Genomic DNA, 18,127 nt, shown 5'->3' with positions numbered 1-18,127 from the left:
CAGCATCGTTTCATCACCATGATCCAGTTCATCGACAGCATCCTCGCCGGGTTGCCTTCGTGGGCCGAGCGGCCCCTCATGGCGGTTCTCGCGGCCATGCTCGGCCTGGCGTTGGCGCTGCTGGCCCATGCCGTGCTGTTCCGTATCCTGCACCGCATCACCAACCGGAGCGCGAGCGAGGCGGACGACATCGTCGTCAATCGCCTCAACCGGCCCACGCGCTGGGCGTTCCTCGCCATGGGCGTGGTTCTGGCCGCGCGGGAGACGCCTGCGCTGGAAGCGGTGTGGGAACGCTTCGCGCCGTTCGTCATGCCGCTGCTGACCGGCTGGGTCGCGGTGGCGGTGCTGCGGGCGTTCGTCGAAGCGATGATCGTGCGGGCGGACATTTCGGTAGAGAACAACCGCAACGCCCGCCGCCGCCGCACGCGGCTGGCGATCTTCAGCCGCATCGGCACGTTCCTGATCGTGTTCCTGACGGTTTCCGGGATGCTCGCCTCGGTGCCCGGGGTGCGCGAGATCGGCGTTACGCTGATGGCTTCCGCCGGGCTTGCGGCCCTCGCGGTTGGCGCGGCGGCGCAGCCTGCGCTGAAGGCCCTGATCGCGGGCTTCCAGATGGCGATGACCGAGCCGATCTCCATCGACGATGTCATCATCCTCGACGGGGAATGGGGCCGCATCGAGGATATCCGCACGACTTACGTGGTCGTCCGGCTGTGGGACGATCGCCGTCTGGTGGTGCCGTCCAACCGCTTTCTCGAAGATACCTTCCAGAACTGGACCAAGACCACCTCTCAGCTTCTCGGCACGGTGTTCCTCTACCTTGACCAGGGCACCGAGATCGGACCGATCCGAGAAGAATATACACGGCAGATCCAGGCCCACCGCCTCTGGGACAGGCGCGCGCAGATCCTTCAGGTGACCGACTGCAAGGACGATGCGATCGAGGTTCGCCTGCTGATGAGCGCGAAGGATGGCCCGACGCTGTTCGACCTGCGCTGCGAGATCCGGGAAAGCATGATGGACTGGATCAGACGCAGCCAGCCCGAGGCGCTGGTAAGGCGCCGCACGCTGCCGGTCGGCCCGGTGGAGATGGGGGCGACGGCGGGGCTGGCGGAACTGGTCGCGGCTTCGGCCAATGGCGAGGCCCGGCAGCCGAACTGACGGCGGCGGGCGATCGTCCCGCTAGCCCTCGCCCAGCAGGATTGTCTCGCCAAGGCCCATCGCCTCGCGAAAATCCCCGTCGTGGCTGACGCAGAGGATCGCGCCGTCATAGCCCCGCAACGCCTGCTCCAGCATCTCCACCGAAGCGAGGTCGAGATGGTTGGTCGGCTCGTCGAGGACGAGCAGCCACGGCACGTCCTTGCGCGTGAACAGGCAGGCCAACGCCAGCCGCATTCGCTCACCCCCTGAAAGGCCGGCGATCTCGCGCTGTGCCCAGGCATTGCGGAAACCGAAGCGGGCGAGCGCGGCATGGGCGGCGTGGCGGTCGGCATCGGGATTGAGGCGCAGGTAGGCATCGAGCACGGTACCGCCTTCGCCAAGAAGCGAGACGTGCTGGTCGAGCAGCGCGAAGCGGGCGGTATCGGCGCGGATGTCTCCCGCGTCGGGCCGGTCGATTCCGGCGAGTATGCGGATCAGGCTGGTCTTGCCCGAACCGTTGGGGCCGGAAATCGCGATCCGCTGCGGTCCGCGCAGCACAAGATCGAGCGGGCCGAACAGGCGCCGTCCGCCGCGCGTGCAGGCCAGACCGTGCGCCTCGATCAGGGTATGGCCCGAGGGCAGGTGACAGGGGGGCAGATCGATGTGGATGGGGGCGAGCACTTCCACGTCGCGCCGGGCCACATCCAGCCGTTCCTGCACCCGGCCGACGAGTTCGTCGCCCAGCTTGCGCTGGCGGCCGCCGCTCTCCTCGGCCCGCTGCCGCCGCGCGCCGAGCAGGATCTTCGGATCGCCGCCCCTTGCCGCATCCTTGCGGCCCTTGCTGTCGCGCCGGGCCTGTTTCTCGGCCTCCTGCTGCTTTTCACGGCGGGCGTGGCGCAGGGCGTCCTCGCTGCGTTCGAGCGCCGCTGACGCGCGGGCCCGTTCGGCGCTTCGCTGTTCGTCGAAGGCATCCCATCCGCCGCCGACCATGTGGATTCCCACCCCGGTCAGTTCGACGATACGATCCGCAAGGCGCAGCAGCTCGCGATCATGACTGGCGACAAGGGCGCCGCCGCTCCAGCCGTCAAGCAGGTCGGCCACGACCTTGCGCCCGGCCTCGTCAAGATTGTTGGTGGGTTCGTCGAGCAGCAGCACGTCCGGCTCGTCCATCAGAAGCCCGGTCAGCATCAGGCGGGTGCGCTGGCCGCCGCTGAAGCTGGCGAGGGTCCGCTGCGGATCGAGATCGGCGAAGCCGGCAAGCGCCGCGGCCTTTTCGAAGCGCTCGGCCAGGGTCCAGTCGGCGAGGTCGAAATCGCCGTCCTCGAACCGGCCCTCGGTGATGCGTTCGAGCCGGGCGAACTGTTCGGAAAGTCCCAGCGCCGCGGCCACGCTGGCATGTTCGTCCGGCGGAAGCTGGTGCAGCAGGCCCACGCGGCCCTGCTGCACGATCGTTCCTTCGGAGACCGGCACATCCCCGGCGATCGCGCGCAGCAGCGTGCTCTTGCCCGCGCCGTTGCGGCCGACGAGGCCCAGCGTTTCGCGGCCGAGCGAGAAAGTGAGGTCAGTGAAGAGGGGAGTACCGTCGGGGGCCGAGCAGGCCACGCGGTCAATTGTCAGGAATGTCATGCGAACACCGGCAGATAGCGTTTGGGAAAAACGGGCTATGTGCTCAGTTGTCCATCGATCCATTCCCTTGCTTGCGGGCTACCCTTTAGCCGAACCGCCCCGGTGGAGCAAGTCAGCCGCCTTTCGGGCAGATCGGGGTGATCTGGAATATCTGGTTCCAGTTCTTGCCGGTCACCAGCACGCGCCGCGCTGCGGCGTCCCAGGCGATGCCGTTCAGCACGGCGTCCACGCCCGCGCCGCCAGCCTGTTCGCGCAGCCCCGTCAGGTCCAGCCAGGACGATACCTTGCCGGTCCGGGGATCGATCCGGGCGATGCGGTCGGTCATCCAGACATTGGCCCAGATCTCGCCGTCGATCCATTCGAGTTCGTTGAGATTTTCCACCGGCCGGCCATCTGCGGTAACGGCAAGGCTGCCGGTCTGGCGCATCGTTGCCGGATCGCGCAGGCGCAGGCTGGCGGAGCCGTCGCTCTGGTAGATCGTGTTCCCGCTGCGGGTCATGGCCCAGCCTTCACCCTCGTAGGAGAATGTTCCCAGCAGCTTCAGCGACTTGCGGTCCCAGCGATAGCCGATGCGGTCCCGCCAGGTGAGGCTGATGAGCTGGTCCTTCCAGTCCACCAGGCCTTCGCCGAAGACGGAAGGATCGACCTCGGCCTCCCTCACCGGATCGAGCGTTTCCAGCTTGCGGACGACGATGCGGGAATCGCCCTTCTGGCCGGTGCTTTCATAAAGCAGGCCCTGATCGAACAGGAGGCCTTCGGTGAAGGCGCCGGTATCGTGGGGAAAGGCATTGTCGATGCGGTAGGTGCAGACCGGCACGTCCTTCGCCTGCACGGCAGGGGCAGCGGTGAGGGCGAGTGCAGCGGCGAGCAGGGCGCGGACGGGAGAATTCATGCGATGCAGGTGCCGCAAGGGCGCGGCCTCCGCAAGGGGCGATGGGGTTGGGAGGATGCCGTCGTCCCGGACCGGGTCCGGGACGACGGCATCGCTCAATCGCCGTGCTTCTTTTCGCGGCGGGATTCGACCATGCCGGGGGCGATGAAGCCGATCGGGATCACTTCCATGGCCCGCTTCTTGAGTTCGCCCTTCATGCGCTCGTACTCGGCCTCCATTTCCTCGGTCACGGTGGCGCGGCTGTCTTCGAGGGCGTCCTCGAAGTCCTCGCGGCGGACCTGCTCCACTTCGGCTCCGCGCTTGCGGATGGCGATGAGGCCGGCACGGCGTACCACGTCCTCGAGATCGGCGCCGGTGAAGCGCTCGGTCCGCGCGGCGATGTCATGCAGGGAGACGTCGTCCGCCAGCGGCATCCTGCCGGTGTGGATGCCGAGGATATGCTCGCGCCCGGCCTCGTCCGGGGTGCCGACATAGACCAGTTCGTCGAAGCGGCCCGGCCGCAGCAGCGCCGGATCGACAAGGGCCGGGCGGTTGGTGGCGCCGATCAGCACGACCGATTGCAATTCCTCCATCCCGTCCATCTCGGCGAGGATCGTGTTGACCACGCGCGAGGTGACTTGCGGTTCGCCGCCACCGCCGCCCATGCCGCGTGCGGGCACGAGGCTGTCGATCTCGTCGATGAAGATCACGCAGGGCGCGACCTGGCGGGCGCGGGCGAAGAGGCGGGCGATCTGCTGCTCGCTCTCGCCGTACCACTTCGAGAGGAGGTCGGACGATTTGATCGAGATGAAGTTGGCCTCGGCCTCCTTGGCAACGGCCTTGGCGAGCAGCGTCTTGCCGGTGCCGGGCGGGCCGTAGAGGAGGAAGCCCTTGGCCGGACGGATACCCAGCTTGTGGAAGGCTTCGGGCGTCTTGAGCGGAAGCTCGACGCCTTCCTTGAGCTTGAGTTGCGCTTCGTCCAGTCCGCCGATGTCGGCCCAGCCGATATTGGGAACCTGCACCATGACCTCGCGCATGGCCGAAGGCTGGACGCGCTTGAGCGCGGCCACGAAGTCCTCGCGGATCACTTGCAGGTCTTCCAGCACTTCGGGCGGGATGGTGCGGGCCTCGAGGTCGAGCCGGGGCATGATCCGGCGCACCGCCTCGATCGCCGCTTCGCGGGCAAGTGCGGCCAGGTCGGCCCCGACGAAGCCGTGCGTGGTGCGGGCAAGCTCGCCCAGGTCCACCTTGTCGCCCAGCGGCATGCCGCGCGTGTGGATGCCGATGATCTCGCGGCGGCCGGCCTCGTCAGGGACGCCGATCACGATTTCGCGGTCGAAGCGGCCGGGACGGCGCAGTGCCTCGTCGATGGCATCGGGCCGGTTGGTGGCGGCGATGACGACGACGTGGGCGCGGCTGTTGAGCCCGTCCATCAGCGTGAGCAACTGGGCGACGAGGCGCTTTTCCGCCTCGCCGTGCACCTGGCTGCGCTTGGGCGCGATCGAATCGATCTCGTCGATGAAGATGATCGCGGGCGCGGCCTTGGTGGCTTCCTCGAAGACTTCGCGCAGCGCTTTCTCGCTCTCGCCATAGCCCGATCCCATGATCTCGGGACCGTTGATCGAGAAGAAGCTGGCCTCGCTCTCGTTCGCCACGGCCTGTGCCAGGCGGGTCTTGCCGGTGCCCGGCGGGCCGTGGAGCAGCACGCCCTTCGGCGGGGCGACGCCGAGGCGGGTGAACAGTTCGGGATAACGCAGCGGCAGTTCCACCATCTCGCGCAGCTGACGGATGGTGTCGCTCATGCCGCCGACGTCGTCATAGTTGACGTCGCCGCGGGCGTCGTGCGCTTCCTCGAAGGTCTCGCGCAGTTCCACTTCGGTGTTCTCGTCGATGTGGACGATGCCGCGCGGCGTCGTGGAGACGACGTTGAGGCGGATCTGCGTCAGCGCATAGGCCGGCGCATTGAACATGCGGCGAAGCTGCGGGGGAATGTCCGCGACCTGCTGCTGGCCGGTGGTGGCGACGAGATCGCCCTGCACCATCGGGCGCTGGAAGAAGTTGCGCTTGAGCGCGGCCGGGGGGCCCTGAAGGCGCATGTCCTTCTGGGCGGGGGCGAAGACCACGCGCTGCGCCGGGCGGGATTCGGCCTTGCGCACGGTAACGTGATCGCCCGAGCCGACTTCGGCATTGCCGCGCTGGAGGCCGTCGAGGCGGATGACTTCGAGGCCTTCGTCCTCGGCATAGGCGAGGACCGCGCGGGCGACAGTTACCGACTTGCCCGTCAATTCGAGTACGTCGCCTTCCATCGCGCCGATCGCCGAGAGCGAACCGCGCGAGAGGCGAGCGATGCCCTGGCCGCTCTCTTCCTGCCGGGCTGCCGCGACCTGCAGCTTCACCGTCCGTTCGTCGACATGGGTTGGGGCGTCCGCCATGGGTGTCCTTTCCGTGCTCCCGGTTCCGACGCCGCGCCGGTTCGCGCGGGCCGTCCGGGATGTGGATTGGAACTAGGTATCGGCTTCCCGGATTTCAAACCAACCCGTGCCCGTTGCGGATGTTTCCGGTAGGCGCGCCTGAGAACGTTGTTCTCATCAAGGCAAAAAGAAGGCCCGGGCGTTGCCGACCGGGCCGTGAAAGTTTTGGGAGAGGATGCCTGAAAGGCAGTGTCTGTATGACCCGAATCAGGCTTTTGTGCAAGTGCGAAAACACAAAAGAACGGTTGCAAACGGTGCAACCATGGTTGCGCAGGGCGTAACTACACGGGGTAATCAATGACTGAATCAATAAAAACAACAACTTAAAACATGAACTGCACTTCGGCTTATCCTTGACGCAATCGTCAAGGCGATGCGGATCGCCGGAGCGCTGCAAACGTTGACTGTTGCGGTGCGGAATTTCCTGTCCTTGCTAAGTATCTGATCCGAAAAGCCTGAATTGCCGTAATGGGAAAGCAAAAGGCGCCGGTGACCGGCACCGACGCCCTTTTTCAGATGACATATGGCCGGGACGTGCCCGGCAGGCGGATCAGTGCGAGAACAGGACCGCGGGCGCGCTCGCTTCCGAAAGGAAATAGGCGGTGACGCCGCCGAACAGGAATTCGCGCAGCCTGCTCTTGCCGTAAGCGCCCATCACCAGCAGTTCCGCGTGAGACTGGTTCACGGCGACGGCGAGGGTTTCCTCGGTCGAGCCTCGCCTTTCGTGCTCCTCGTATTCGGCGTGGATGCCGTTTCGCGAGAGATAGCGCAGCGCGTCCGTGGCCGGGAAGCCGCCGGTCTTCTCGATCACCGTCACCAGTTTCACGGCATCGCAGCCCTGAAGCAGCGGAACCGCCGCCTTGAGCGCGCTTGCAGACTGTTCGCCGCCGTCCCAGGCGATGCAGGCGCGGCGGATCGGCAGGGAGAGCGTGTGGCCCTCGGGCAGGGCGAGCACCGGTGCGCGGGAGACCATCGCCAGTTGTCCGGCGATCCCGCTCGACCGCGAGACCACCACCAGGTCGGAAAGACGCGCCGCTCCGGCAAGGGCGGGAACCGGGTCTTCCTCGCTGCGGATCACTTCGAAGGGGATATCGCCGCGGGTCAGCCGCGCCTCGATCGCTTCGGCGGCGGCGTCATCCTCGCCCCGCGCCTTGTCGAGCGCTTCGGAAATGACGTAGCTGCCGCCCATCGGGTCCATGGCGATATAGCGCGAAACCGGGGTATCGACGAGCACCGTGAGATGACCGCCGAGATTGCGGGCGAGTTCGACCGCGGCGGCGATGCGGGCGTCGCTGTCGGGCTTGCGGTCGGCGTTCACGAGTATCGAGCGCATGGTAATTCTCCCGTTGTCTGCCGGCCAAGGTATCGCAAGGTCATGGAATTGCCATGACGAAGATCAAAAACTCCGAGGATGCGGAAGGGTTTCGATCGAGAGGCGGGCAGCGCGCTCGAACAGATCCAGGATTACGGGCTCGCGTTCGCGGGTGCGGATCGCGGCTTCGAAATGAACGTGATGCGCAGGGCGGGGCAGGACTTCGACAAGCGTACCGCGCGCCAGTTCGTCGCGCACCATGGTCTCCGGCAGCACGGCCGCGCCCCGGCCCCGCGCGACGATCTCGATCAGCATCCGCACGTTGTTGCAGGTGTGGAGCGCGCGGGGCGTGATCCCCTGCTCCTCCAGCGTGGACAGCGTGACGCCGTGAAGCGGGGAATGGTCCGGGAGCGACCAGACCGGGACGGCAGCCCCGAACTTGCCGGACGCCGCAGTGGCAGGACTGGCCGCCCAGACCAGTTCGACCGAACCGATCGGCGCGGTGCGCAGGCCGGGGCTGGCCACCGGCCCCGCCAGGAACACGATGTCCCGCGTGCCCGCCAGCAGTTGCTGCAGAAGCCGGGCGGTGAGGTCCAGCTCTATCTCCAGCGTCACGCCGGGGCGCTCGCGTTCGATCGCGCCGATGAAGTCCGGCAGGCAGCTTGCCGCCGCGATCTCGCCCGAGCCGATCCGCACGGTGCCGGTGGCGCCCGCGAAGTCGCTGGCATCGAGCAGGGCGCGTTCGAGGCCCTGCCGCAGCGGCTCGCAATCCTGCACGAGACGGCGGCCGCGCGCGGTCAGCACCATGCGGCGCCCGTCACGTTGGAACAGGGGAACGCCAAGCTGCTCCTCGATCTCGCGCACGCGGGCGGAAATGGCGGGCTGGGTGGTATTGAGTCTTTGTGCCGCACCTGCGAACGTGCCGAGCCGATCGATCCACATCAGCGTTTCAAGGTGAAAGAGGGCGATACGTTTCATAAGCGTGACTTATCGCTTCCGATAAAAAACAATCGCTATTCGTAATGGGAATGGCTGTCTAGGTTCGCTCCAAACGGGAGAATTTCATGAACAAGATCTATCCCAGCGCCGCGGCGGCGCTGGACGGACTGCTCAAGGACGGGCTGCTCATCGCCGCCGGGGGCTTCGGCCTTTGCGGCATCCCCGAGCGCCTGCTGGATGCCCTGCGTGATTCCGGTGTGAAGGACCTGACTTTCGCCTCCAACAACGCCGGGATCGACAACGAAGGCATCGGCAAGCTACTGCGCACCCGGCAGGTGAAGAAGATGATCTCGTCCTACGTGGGCGAGAACAAGGAGTTCGAACGCCAGTTCCTCTCGGGCGAACTGGAAGTCGAATTCTGCCCGCAGGGCACGCTGGCCGAACGCATGCGCGCCGGCGGCGCCGGCATTCCCGGCTTCTACACCAAGACTGGCGTCGGCACGCAAGTGGCCGAGGGCAAGGAAGTGAAGGTCTTCCGGGGTGAGGAATATATCCTCGAGGAAGGCATCTTCGCCGACCTTTCGATCGTGAAGGCGTGGAAGGCGGATGAGACCGGCAACGTCGTGTTCCGCAAGACCGCGCGCAATTTTAACGTGCCTGCCGCCACGTGCGGCAAGGTCTGCGTGGTCGAGGTGGAGGAGATCGTCCCCACCGGCTCGCTCGATCCGGACGGCATTCACCTGCCCGGCGTCTTCGTCCAGCGCCTCGTGCTGGGCGCGCCTTACGACAAGAAGATCGAATTCATGACGACCCGCGAGAGGGAGACCGCCTGATGTCCCAAGACACTAAAGGCTGGAGCAGAGACGAAATGGCCGCCCGCGCGGCGAAGGAGCTTCAGGACGGGTTCTACGTGAACCTCGGCATCGGCATCCCGACCCTGGTGGCGAACCATGTGCCCACCGGCATGACCGTGACGCTGCAGTCGGAAAACGGAATGCTCGGCATCGGGCCGTTTCCCTATGCCGATGAAGTCGATCCCGACCTTATCAACGCGGGCAAGCAGACGGTGAGCGAACTGCCGCAGTCGGCCTATTTCGACAGCGCCACCAGCTTCGGCATGATCCGCGGCGGCCATATCGACCTGGCCGTGCTGGGCGCGATGGAGATCGCCGAGAACGGCGACATCGCCAACTGGATGATCCCCGGCAAGATGATCAAGGGCATGGGCGGCGCGATGGATCTCGTGGCCGGCGTGAAGAAGATCATCGTCGTCATGGAGCACAACGCGAAGAACGGCGATCCCAAGTTCATCCCGGCCTGCACCCTGCCGCTGACCGGCAAGAACGTGGTCGACATGATCGTCACCGACCTTGCCGTGTTCCAGCGGGTGGACCACCAGAGCTCGTTCCGGCTGATCGAACTGGCACCGGGCGTGACGGCCGATGAAGTCGCCGCTAAGACCACGGCGCATTATGTGACTTGAGAGTCGCGGTGCCGCAAAATCCGCCCTCGGCGGATTTTCAAACAGAGGAGAGTTCCGGATGGCTTACACACTGATTACCGCCAATCGGAACTACTCCAGCTGGTCACTGCGGCCCTGGGTGCTGATGAAGGCGCTGGGGATCGATTTCACCGATCGGATCGAGCCCTTCACCGCCCCCGCCAATTACGAGGCCTTCCGCAGCTTCTCGCCTACCGGGCAGGTTCCGGCGCTGGTCGACGGCGAACGGACGGTGTGGGATTCGCTGGGCATCACCCTCTATCTGGCCGACCGCCACCCCGGCGTCTGGCCCGCCGACGATGCCGCGCGCGCCTTCGCGCAATGCGCGGTGGCCGAGATGCACGGCGGCTTCTCCGCCCTGCGCAACGACTGCACGATGAACGTCGGCGTGCGGGTCCGGCCCAAGGCGATGCGCCCGGAACTGGTGCGCGACGTTGCCCGCCTGCGCGAAATCTTCGGCGAGGGCCTGTCCCGCTTCGGCGGGCCATGGCTGGCGGGGGACAGCTTCACCGCGCTGGATGCGTTCTTCGCGCCGGTCGCCTTCCGCATCCGCACTTATGGCCTTGATGTCGGCACCTGCCAGGTCTGGGTCGATGCCGTGCTCGAACATCCGGCGATGAAGCAGTGGGAAGCCGAAGCGCTGGGCGAGGCATGGCGCGAGGAAGGCCACGAAGCGGAACTCGCCGATTGCGGCGAAGTCATCGCGGATTATCGGAACGGGGCCTGATCCCATGCGCGTCCTGCTGACCGGATCGTCCGGCTGGCTGGGCCGACACCTTGCGGCCCTGCTGGCCTCGCATGGCCACGAAGTCATCGGGCTCGACGTCGTGCCCGGTGCGCATACCCGGATCGTCGGCTCGGTGGCGGATCGCGCTCTCGTGTTCCAGACGATTGCGCATCATGCCATCGAGGCGGTGATTCACGCAGGCGCGCTGCATAAGCCCGATATCGTGCGCAATCCGCGGCAGGCCTTCATCGACACCAACGTCACCGGCACGCTCAACCTGCTGGAAGCGGCAGCGGGCGCGGGGCTCAGGCGCTTCCTCTTCACTTCCACCACTTCGCTGATGGTCCGCGCCGACGTGCGCGCAGGGGCCGGCGCCGAGGGGGCCTGGTGGATGGACGAGGACTTCGGACCGGTGGAACCGCGCAACGTCTATGGCGCCACGAAGCTGGCGGCCGAGAACCTGTGCCGCGTCGTCTCTCGCGATAGCGGCATGGCGGTGGCGATCCTGCGCACCGGGCGTTTCTTCCCGGAGGACGACGATACCCACGCGGTGCCTTCCGGGCCGAACCTCAAGGCGAACGAACTGCTGAACCGCCGGCTCACCGTGGAGGATGCGGCGCTCGCCCACCTCGCCGCGCTGGAGCGGATCGAGGGCTGCGAGACATTCGTGCTTTCCGCGCCGCCGCCGTTCGTGCGCGCCGATGCGGCGGAACTGGCCCGCGATGCCCGCGCCGTGATCGCGCGCTATTACCCCGATGCGGCGGAGCTATACGCCCGGCGCGGCTGGGTGCTGCCGGAGCGGATCGAGCGGGTCTACGATCCCGCCAAGGCCCGGCGCCTGATCGGCTGGCGGGCCGGGACGGACTTTGCAGCGGTGCTGGAAGCTCTGCGCTCCGGCGATCCCTTGCCCTATGTGCATGATCCCGAATGGATATCCCCGGTGCTCGGACAGGAAGGATAAGCGCGGCCGTCTTGCGGCGGTCATGGCGATACCCCATGTTCCCAGCCTGAATCCGAACAGGAGAGACTTCCCTATGGCCGCCGATATCACCGCAATCCCGCTGACCCGCATCGACGGCAGCGCCGACAGTCTCGCCAATCACGAGGGCAAGGTGCTGCTCGTGGTCAACGTCGCCTCGAAGTGCGGGTTGACCCCGCAGTACGAAGGCCTCGAAAAGCTCTACTCGGATTACAAGGCGCAGGGTCTCGAAGTGCTCGGCTTCCCTGCCAACGATTTCGGTGCGCAGGAACCCGGCACGGACGAGGAGATCGTCGAATTCTGCCAGCTCAACTACGGCGTCTCGTTCCCGCTCTTCACCAAGGCCGACGTTACCGGCGAAGCCAAGCAGCCGCTCTATGCCGCGCTGACCGAGGCGGTTCCCACCAAGCAGGGCGATGTCGAAGGCATGAAGGAGCGCTTCAAGGGCTACGGAATGACCCCGAACGACGATCCCGAAGTGCTGTGGAACTTCGAGAAGTTCCTGATCTCGCGCGATGGCGAAGTCGTCGGCCGCTTTGCGCCGGGCACCGCGCCGCAGGACCCGCTGCTGGTCGATGCGATCGAGGCTGAACTGAACAGGTAAGGCGATACGGGGCGAGCCCGTCCGGCGCCATGGCCGCGGCGCCGGGCGGGCTCGCCCGTTTTTTCCGGCAGAGGTACCGGCGGCGGCGTTACATCCCGCGGCGTTACATTCCGATGCCGAGCGCGCGTCCGATGAAGATCAGCACGATCGCGCCGATCACCGAGGCGAGGCAGCCGGCGCGCTGGAAGTCGGCGCTGCCGCGCGTGGTCACGAGACCGGCGACGAGCGAGCCGCCGATGCCCAGCAGGATCGTGGCGAGCCAGGTCATCGGCACCGCGCCGGGATAGAAATAACGCGCCAGCACGCCGATGATGAGCCCGCTGATGATGGCGCCGATGATGTTGAACATGGGTAGCTGATTCCTCGAAAAATGACGCTGCGACCTTGCGGTTCGTAGAAATCGCGAATCGCGCGGCGGTTGCAACGGCCGGTCGGCGAAGCGCGCATATGGTCCGTCCGGCGCCGGATGGACGTATCCACTTCTCCAAAGATATGGGGACAGGCGGGGCAAGTGTCTCGACACAGGAGGAATCGCGAGATTCCGGCGACTCGTTTCGTCGCAAGCGGGATTCGTTTCGCCGCCGTTTTATGTGGAAAAATTTTTAGCGAAGACCTCGAAATAGGCTCTTGCGCCGGAGCCCGGTGAAGGAGTTCCCACGCGTCGCGCCATGGCCTGCGCTGTAAAGGGGCGCGGCTTTGCCGCCTTGCCGGAGAGAGTCACCCTCTTGCGTCAAAATCCAGAACAGGCACTATGGGTTGTGGCGCGTCGATGGCGGGGCATCTAGACCTAGACAAATCGTTCCAGGGCAGTCAGGTGCCTCGAAGGACGGTTTTGCTGTGTTCGAGACCCCCGTGATACTGCAAGGTGAATACCGCAAGGTGGCACCGCGCGCCGGGTCGGTCAGGGGATTATCGTTCTCTATCGTACCGGTGGTGGTATGTCGGTGGGCTCTTCGCCCTGACGAATCGCCCCGGTCCGAACCGACCCCGGTGCAATGCTGGACGCGCTTTTTGGCGCTTCGATGACGCTGGTACGAGCAAACGGGGGGCGACAATTGGATTTCAGAAACAACGCTGACTTAGACAGCTCCGACGTGATGCAGGAAGATATGATTCAGGATGACGGGCAGGTTGAAATGCCCGGTTTCGAGACTTCGCCCCAGGTTGCCAAGGTAGCGGCCCCCAAGCCCGAAGCGGCTCCCAGGCCCGCCAGGAAACCGGCGGCGAAAAAGGAAAAGGAGGCGGGCGAGAGCCCGGCAATCGCGATGGACAAGACCGATACCGCTACGGCCGCTCTTGTGGCCGAAGCCTTGCTCGCGGCCGTTGCCGCGCCTGCTGAAGCACCCGCTGAGAAGAGCCGCAAGCCCGTCGATTCGAAATCGATCAACGCACGTCGTTTCACCATCGTCACCGACGATGCGCGTGACGCGCTGCTGACCGACTTCGGCAAGGAAACGCTCGACGACCGCTACCTGCTCCCCGGCGAGAAGTATCAGGACCTCTTCGCCCGCGTGGCCGATGCCTACTCGGACGATCAGGACCACGCGCAGCGCATCTACGACTACATCTCGAAGCTGTGGTTCATGCCGGCCACCCCCGTCCTCTCGAACGGCGGTACGGGCCGGGGCCTGCCCATCTCGTGCTACCTCAACTCGGTGGATGACAGCCTCGAAGGCATTCTGGCCACGTGGACCGAAAACGTCTGGCTCGCTTCGCGCGGCGGCGGCATCGGCACCTACTGGGGCAACGTGCGCGGCATCGGCGAGCCGGTCGGCCTCAACGGCAAGACCAGCGGCATCATTCCCTTCGTGCGCGTGATGGATTCGCTGACCCTGGCGATCTCGCAGGGCTCGCTGCGTCGTGGCTCGGCCGCCTGCTACCTCGACGTCTCGCACCCCGAGATCGAGGAGTTCCTCGAAATCCGCAAGACTTCGGGCGACTTCAACCGCAAGGCGCTCAACCTGCACCACGGCGTGCTGCTGACCGACGAGTTCATGGAAGCCGTGCGCGACGGCAAGGACTTCGACCTCAAGAGCCCCAAGGACGGCTCGGTGCGGGGCACCGTCCACGCCCGCTCGCTGTTCCAGAAGCTGGTCGAGGTCCGCCTCGCCACCGGTGAGCCTTACCTCGTCTTCTCCGACACCGTGAACCGCATGATGCCCAAGCATCACCGCGATCTCGGCCTCAAGGTCTCGACCTCGAACCTGTGCTCGGAAATCACGCTGCCGACCGGCCGCGACCATCTCGGTAACGACCGCACGGCCGTGTGCTGCCTCTCCTCGCTCAACCTGGAAACCTGGGAAGAGTGGAAGGGCGAGAAGCGCTTCGTCGAAGACGTGCTGCGCTTCCTCGACAACGTCCTGCAGGACTATATCGACCGTGCGCCCGACGAGATGGCCCGCGCACGCTACTCCGCTGCGCGCGAACGTTCGGTCGGCATGGGCGTGATGGGCTTCCACTCGTACCTCCAGAAGCGCGGCATCGCCTTCGAGAGCGCGATGGCCAAGGCGCTGAACATGCAGATGTTCCAGCTCATCGCCGCCAAGGCGGACGAGGCATCGCTGCTGCTCGCCAACGAGCGTGGACCGTGCCCGGATGCCGCGGACATGGGCGTGATGCAGCGCTTCAGCTGCAAGATGGCGATCGCGCCCACCGCGTCGATCTCGATCATCTGCGGCGGTACTTCGGCCTGCATCGAGCCGATCCCGGCCAACATCTATACCCACAAGACGCTCTCGGGCTCGTTCGTTGTGAAGAACCCCTACCTCCAGAAGCTGCTGGCTTCGAAGAGCAAGGATTCCAACAACGTCTGGAACTCGATCCTCGAACGCGGCGGTTCGGTCCAGCACCTCGACTTCCTGACGCCGGACGAGAAGGCCGTCTACAAGACCAGCTTCGAGATCGACCAGCGCTGGCTGCTCGAATTCGCGGCGGATCGCACGCCCTACATCGACCAGGCCCAGTCGCTGAACCTGTTCATCCCTGCGGATGTCGACAAGTGGGACCTGATGATGCTGCACTTCCAGGCATGGGAAAAGGGCATCAAGTCGCTCTACTACCTGCGCTCGAAGTCGGTGCAGCGCGCGGGCTTCGCAGGCGGTGTAGAGGCGGACAACACGCCGGAAGCACCCAAGTTCGAGATCGGCGAGACAACCGATTACGACGAGTGCCTCGCCTGCCAGTAAGGCTGCGCATGACGTAGTTTTCAACGCCCCGGAAGCCTAGGCTTCCGGGGCGTTTCGTTTGGCGACATGTCCGGTGTTGGTGAGCATCGTCAGGAACTTAAGAGATGTTGGGAGGGCGGGCCTGAAGCGGATATCCTGCCGATCCGCTCTTCCCATCGCAAGGAGGGGCCGACTCGTCGCTCCGGGTTGAAGCTCGGGCAATTGCCGCACTAAGCGGATTGCGGCGCAGCAAACACGGAGAAACGCGAACCGATGCAAACACCGTCTCCGCAGGCAGCATCGCGCGTTTCCGGTCCGAAAGAGGGGTACAACCCCGCCATAGACAGCCTCAAGGGTGGGCTGATCCTGCTGGTGATCGTGGGCCACCTGTTCACGGCCAGCGTCAGCGGGAATGCCGTGAAATGGGGCATCTATTCCTTCCACATGCCCTTGTTCCTGGGGCTGGGAGGATACCTGCTGACCTCCGCCAGTCTCCAGCGGGAAACCTTCCGCTCGCTGATCTCCAAGTATGACACGCGCCTGCTTCTGCCCTGGTTCCTGGCTTCCGTGGCCTATGTCCTGCTGACGGGGCTGAAGACGGGCCTGAGCATGGCGATGCTGGGCGAGATGTTGCTCAAGCCGCCTTATCACACCTGGTATGTTCCGGTGTTCTTCGCCTTCGTGGTGCTCGCCTGGCTGCTTCGCCGCGTGAACCCGGCGATCTTCCTGGCGATCGCGCTGGTGCTGGGCGCTTTTGGCATGGTGGCATTCGGCCTGTCTCACCACGTCGGGCCGCTGGACCGATATTCCCTGCCGGACCAGCGCTACCTGACGATGATGCCGTTCTTCGCCTTCGGCTACTGGCTGAGACAGTCGGGCAGGCGCTTTTCCCCGCTGTGGGTGGCGATCCTGATCCTGGCGGGGTTTGCGGGCTTCCAGGCCTGTTACGCCCATCCCGCCGGCATGGCGGAGATCATCCCTTATGCGATCCTGAACTTAGCGCTCATTGCCGGCCTGCCGATCCTGCTGAGCACGCGAATCCCGGTGCCGCTGGCACATTCGATTGGATACGATTCGCTCTACTTCTACCTCTGGCACCCTTTCCTGATCGCGGGGGCCAAGGAGTTGATCTACAAGCGTGCGGGTGAGCTTCCGGGGGCAATCATCGCTTTCGTACTCACCCTGACGGTCATGTTCGCGGCCCGCGTGATCCTGCGCAAGTGGTCGTGGACGCGATTGCTGTCCGGCGCGCGCACTTCCCGCAAGGCAGTATAAGCGGGCCTGCCCGCCCGCGCCATCACAGCGACAGCCGTTACGCGGCGGCGTGGAAAGCTTGCTTATGGAGAAAGTGGTGCGCTTACGTACTTCGAACAATTTATGTAATGACCTGATTATAAAAATTAAAGTTTTCCGATTAATTCAGTATGGCCCCATTATTGTCTCCTTGTTGATCTGCAAATGGGCAGCGTTAGACGTCGGTGAACCCTAGGTAGCTTTCCGATATTAATTTTGAGACGTCAAGATGTGTCTTGATGCTTAGATATACTCATAATGCGAGTACCATCTGATATCATTTGTTACCGCGAAAATTGCGATCGGTGGTGCGTGTCGAGGCCCTTGCGTTTCATCCTGACGAAGATTGACCAAACGCCGTAGGAGAACGAACGAGTAAGCGGACTTTCGGAAACCGTAAAAAGCTGTGCTGGGCATGGAATGGTGAGGCCGTGGTGACGGAAAAGCGGCTCTACAAGTATTTCAACCTAACGCGGCTGGATTGGTGAAAAATGCAGTTGAGCTATGAAGTGGTTCAGGTTCGGGAAGTCGAAGCTATATTGACGGTCTTTTAAGTATTTACCCTGGATAATTGATGGCATCAATCGTTCGCAGTTATCAATATTATTGAATTAAATAAATGATCTTTGGGAGTTTAATTATTCCGGCGCTGGAGATGTAGTCATCCTGCCGGGATTTGCTATTTTTCTCCTTTAGCCACTTTTGTGCTCCGAACAGTAATAGCGGGCAGTTGTTCACGCCGCTGATTTATGAATTAAGAGCTACCTCAACCGGCTCTTAATGCATCGGAGGCTAATATCACGTCCAGGCGAAGGGCCGAGGGAGTGCCAGTATGGCCGCAGCCTGCCATATGATCGAGCGAGGACCACGGTGCCCTGCAAGCCGAGGTGCCCGACGGTCCTCTTTCTAGTGGGCGGCGAGTCCGTGATCTTGCCCGCCGATCTACATTGGCCTAGGGACTCTGTCCAATGGCGAGCATGACGATTCCCGACCGACTTGATGAGATTAGCGCCACGATTGGCGACCGCAAGGCGGTCGCCCGGCGCTCGGCGGCATCAATGACCGATGCAGAACTGCTTGCACTCATGCTCGCGCCGCTCCTCGCCAGCGAGGCTCGCGCTCTCGCCCTCGACGCTATTGGGGACAAAGCTGCCACGCTGCGCATCGTCCGCTCCGGCCATCGGATGAGCGTGACACTTGGCGAGCCAAGCGATCTCGCACTCGTTGTGCTGGAGGACCGCAACGTCGCGTTGGTTTCGAACGACATTGCGCTCCACCAAATCTGGGGAGCGCCCTTGGTCGTGACCGCATCCCGGCTGCTTCTGGCGCTGCAATATGCCCGGGACGATGCGGACGACGAGCTCTATCGTCACGCCGCGCGTCGCGACCGCGATGCCGAGGTGTGGGGCCTTCCTGCGGCTATGCTTCGCTCTATTTCCGCCAATCGCCTTACCCTTATGCGCGGCGACAAGCCGGCCAGTGTCTGACGCAGAAGCAAAA

Annotated in this window: 15 protein-coding genes; 9 read left to right on the top strand and 6 right to left on the bottom strand. The window is 64.4% G+C overall.

Going from position 1 to position 18,127, the window contains the following annotated elements; translation table 11 throughout:
- Positions 1-18: 18 nt before the first annotated feature.
- The gene (locus ACXJ16_RS11920) at positions 19-1,161 is read left to right on the top strand and encodes a mechanosensitive ion channel family protein (protein ID WP_324698997.1); all 1,143 of its coding nucleotides are present in this window, start codon (positions 19-21) and stop codon (positions 1,159-1,161) included.
- Between the two features lie 21 nt (positions 1,162-1,182).
- On the opposite strand, the gene ACXJ16_RS11915 is transcribed toward ACXJ16_RS11920, so the two are convergent.
- The 5 genes from ACXJ16_RS11915 to ACXJ16_RS11895 all read right to left on the bottom strand — a co-directional run bounded on the left by ACXJ16_RS11915 (position 1,183) and on the right by ACXJ16_RS11895 (position 8,398).
- Positions 1,183-2,766 carry an ABC-F family ATP-binding cassette domain-containing protein gene (locus ACXJ16_RS11915; RefSeq protein WP_324697733.1) on the bottom strand — a complete coding sequence of 528 codons (1,584 nt, stop codon included), beginning with the start codon at positions 2,764-2,766 and terminating at the stop codon, positions 1,183-1,185.
- 112 nt (positions 2,767-2,878) lie between these two features.
- Positions 2,879-3,658: a glutaminyl-peptide cyclotransferase gene (locus ACXJ16_RS11910; RefSeq protein WP_324697735.1), complete on the bottom strand. Its 780-nt coding sequence runs from the start codon at positions 3,656-3,658 to the stop codon at positions 2,879-2,881.
- Positions 3,659-3,753: 95 nt separating this feature from the next.
- Complete coding sequence (locus ACXJ16_RS11905) at positions 3,754-6,069, bottom strand: CDC48 family AAA ATPase (protein WP_054434650.1); 2,316 nt, start codon at positions 6,067-6,069, stop codon at positions 3,754-3,756.
- A gap of 589 nt (positions 6,070-6,658) precedes the next feature.
- Positions 6,659-7,441, bottom strand: coding sequence for a universal stress protein (locus ACXJ16_RS11900; RefSeq protein ID WP_054434648.1), 783 nt, complete (start codon positions 7,439-7,441; stop codon positions 6,659-6,661).
- A 63-nt stretch (positions 7,442-7,504) separates the two neighbouring features.
- Positions 7,505-8,398, bottom strand: a complete 894-nt coding sequence (locus ACXJ16_RS11895; RefSeq protein WP_463920749.1) for a LysR family transcriptional regulator — start codon at positions 8,396-8,398, stop codon at positions 7,505-7,507.
- A gap of 86 nt (positions 8,399-8,484) precedes the next feature.
- Here ACXJ16_RS11895 and ACXJ16_RS11890 point away from each other — a divergent pair, with 86 nt between their 5' ends.
- From ACXJ16_RS11890 to ACXJ16_RS11870, 5 genes are all read left to right on the top strand, one after another.
- Positions 8,485-9,192 carry a CoA transferase subunit A gene (locus ACXJ16_RS11890; RefSeq protein ID WP_054434644.1) on the top strand — a complete coding sequence of 236 codons (708 nt, stop codon included), beginning with the start codon at positions 8,485-8,487 and terminating at the stop codon, positions 9,190-9,192.
- The gene (locus tag ACXJ16_RS11885; protein ID WP_463920748.1) at positions 9,192-9,842 is read left to right on the top strand and encodes a CoA transferase subunit B; all 651 of its coding nucleotides are present in this window, start codon (positions 9,192-9,194) and stop codon (positions 9,840-9,842) included. The genes ACXJ16_RS11890 and ACXJ16_RS11885 overlap by 1 nt, the downstream gene beginning before the upstream one ends.
- Positions 9,843-9,900: 58 nt before the next feature.
- Positions 9,901-10,587 carry a glutathione S-transferase family protein gene (locus ACXJ16_RS11880; protein ID WP_463920747.1) on the top strand — a complete coding sequence of 229 codons (687 nt, stop codon included), beginning with the start codon at positions 9,901-9,903 and terminating at the stop codon, positions 10,585-10,587.
- 4 nt (positions 10,588-10,591) lie between these two features.
- Complete coding sequence (locus ACXJ16_RS11875; protein WP_463920746.1) at positions 10,592-11,548, top strand: NAD-dependent epimerase/dehydratase family protein; 957 nt, start codon at positions 10,592-10,594, stop codon at positions 11,546-11,548.
- A gap of 73 nt (positions 11,549-11,621) precedes the next feature.
- The gene (locus tag ACXJ16_RS11870) at positions 11,622-12,170 is read left to right on the top strand and encodes a glutathione peroxidase (RefSeq protein WP_054434638.1); all 549 of its coding nucleotides are present in this window, start codon (positions 11,622-11,624) and stop codon (positions 12,168-12,170) included.
- Positions 12,171-12,273: 103 nt separating this feature from the next.
- On the opposite strand, the gene ACXJ16_RS11865 is transcribed toward ACXJ16_RS11870, so the two are convergent.
- On the bottom strand, positions 12,274-12,519 hold the full coding sequence (locus ACXJ16_RS11865) for a GlsB/YeaQ/YmgE family stress response membrane protein (protein WP_054434636.1): 246 nt from the start codon (positions 12,517-12,519) through the stop codon (positions 12,274-12,276).
- 916 nt (positions 12,520-13,435) lie between these two features.
- Here ACXJ16_RS11865 and ACXJ16_RS11860 point away from each other — a divergent pair.
- The 3 genes from ACXJ16_RS11860 (at position 13,436) to ACXJ16_RS11850 (ending at position 18,114) form a co-directional block, all read left to right on the top strand.
- Positions 13,436-15,355 carry a ribonucleoside-diphosphate reductase subunit alpha gene (locus ACXJ16_RS11860; RefSeq protein ID WP_292636390.1) on the top strand — a complete coding sequence of 640 codons (1,920 nt, stop codon included), beginning with the start codon at positions 13,436-13,438 and terminating at the stop codon, positions 15,353-15,355.
- Positions 15,356-15,607: 252 nt separating this feature from the next.
- Positions 15,608-16,609, top strand: coding sequence for an acyltransferase (locus ACXJ16_RS11855; RefSeq protein ID WP_324697747.1), 1,002 nt, complete (start codon positions 15,608-15,610; stop codon positions 16,607-16,609).
- Between the two features lie 995 nt (positions 16,610-17,604).
- On the top strand, positions 17,605-18,114 hold the full coding sequence (locus ACXJ16_RS11850; protein WP_463920745.1) for a hypothetical protein: 510 nt from the start codon (positions 17,605-17,607) through the stop codon (positions 18,112-18,114).
- Positions 18,115-18,127 lie beyond the last annotated feature (13 nt).

The organism is Novosphingobium sp. TK71, from assembly GCF_055361505.1.
Note: the sequence above shows the minus strand (reverse complement) of the source record. Positions and strands in the feature narration are given on the sequence as shown.

What these genes read in the sequence shown, in the direction of transcription:
- ACXJ16_RS11920 (WP_324698997.1), top strand. Translation starts at nt 19, where the DNA reads ATGATCCAGTTCATCGACAGCATCCTCGCCGGGTTGCCTTCGTGGGCC.
- ACXJ16_RS11850 (WP_463920745.1), top strand. Translation starts at nt 17,605, where the DNA reads ATGACGATTCCCGACCGACTTGATGAGATTAGCGCCACGATTGGCGAC.
- ACXJ16_RS11875 (WP_463920746.1), top strand. Translation starts at nt 10,592, where the DNA reads ATGCGCGTCCTGCTGACCGGATCGTCCGGCTGGCTGGGCCGACACCTT.
- ACXJ16_RS11885 (WP_463920748.1), top strand. Translation starts at nt 9,192, where the DNA reads ATGTCCCAAGACACTAAAGGCTGGAGCAGAGACGAAATGGCCGCCCGC.
- ACXJ16_RS11865 (WP_054434636.1), bottom strand. Translation starts at nt 12,519, where the DNA reads ATGTTCAACATCATCGGCGCCATCATCAGCGGGCTCATCATCGGCGTG.
- ACXJ16_RS11890 (WP_054434644.1), top strand. Translation starts at nt 8,485, where the DNA reads ATGAACAAGATCTATCCCAGCGCCGCGGCGGCGCTGGACGGACTGCTC.
- ACXJ16_RS11870 (WP_054434638.1), top strand. Translation starts at nt 11,622, where the DNA reads ATGGCCGCCGATATCACCGCAATCCCGCTGACCCGCATCGACGGCAGC.
- ACXJ16_RS11855 (WP_324697747.1), top strand. Translation starts at nt 15,608, where the DNA reads ATGCAAACACCGTCTCCGCAGGCAGCATCGCGCGTTTCCGGTCCGAAA.
- ACXJ16_RS11910 (WP_324697735.1), bottom strand. Translation starts at nt 3,658, where the DNA reads ATGAATTCTCCCGTCCGCGCCCTGCTCGCCGCTGCACTCGCCCTCACC.
- ACXJ16_RS11880 (WP_463920747.1), top strand. Translation starts at nt 9,901, where the DNA reads ATGGCTTACACACTGATTACCGCCAATCGGAACTACTCCAGCTGGTCA.
- ACXJ16_RS11900 (WP_054434648.1), bottom strand. Translation starts at nt 7,441, where the DNA reads ATGCGCTCGATACTCGTGAACGCCGACCGCAAGCCCGACAGCGACGCC.
- ACXJ16_RS11915 (WP_324697733.1), bottom strand. Translation starts at nt 2,766, where the DNA reads ATGACATTCCTGACAATTGACCGCGTGGCCTGCTCGGCCCCCGACGGT.
- ACXJ16_RS11905 (WP_054434650.1), bottom strand. Translation starts at nt 6,069, where the DNA reads ATGGCGGACGCCCCAACCCATGTCGACGAACGGACGGTGAAGCTGCAG.
- ACXJ16_RS11860 (WP_292636390.1), top strand. Translation starts at nt 13,436, where the DNA reads ATGGACAAGACCGATACCGCTACGGCCGCTCTTGTGGCCGAAGCCTTG.
- ACXJ16_RS11895 (WP_463920749.1), bottom strand. Translation starts at nt 8,398, where the DNA reads ATGAAACGTATCGCCCTCTTTCACCTTGAAACGCTGATGTGGATCGAT.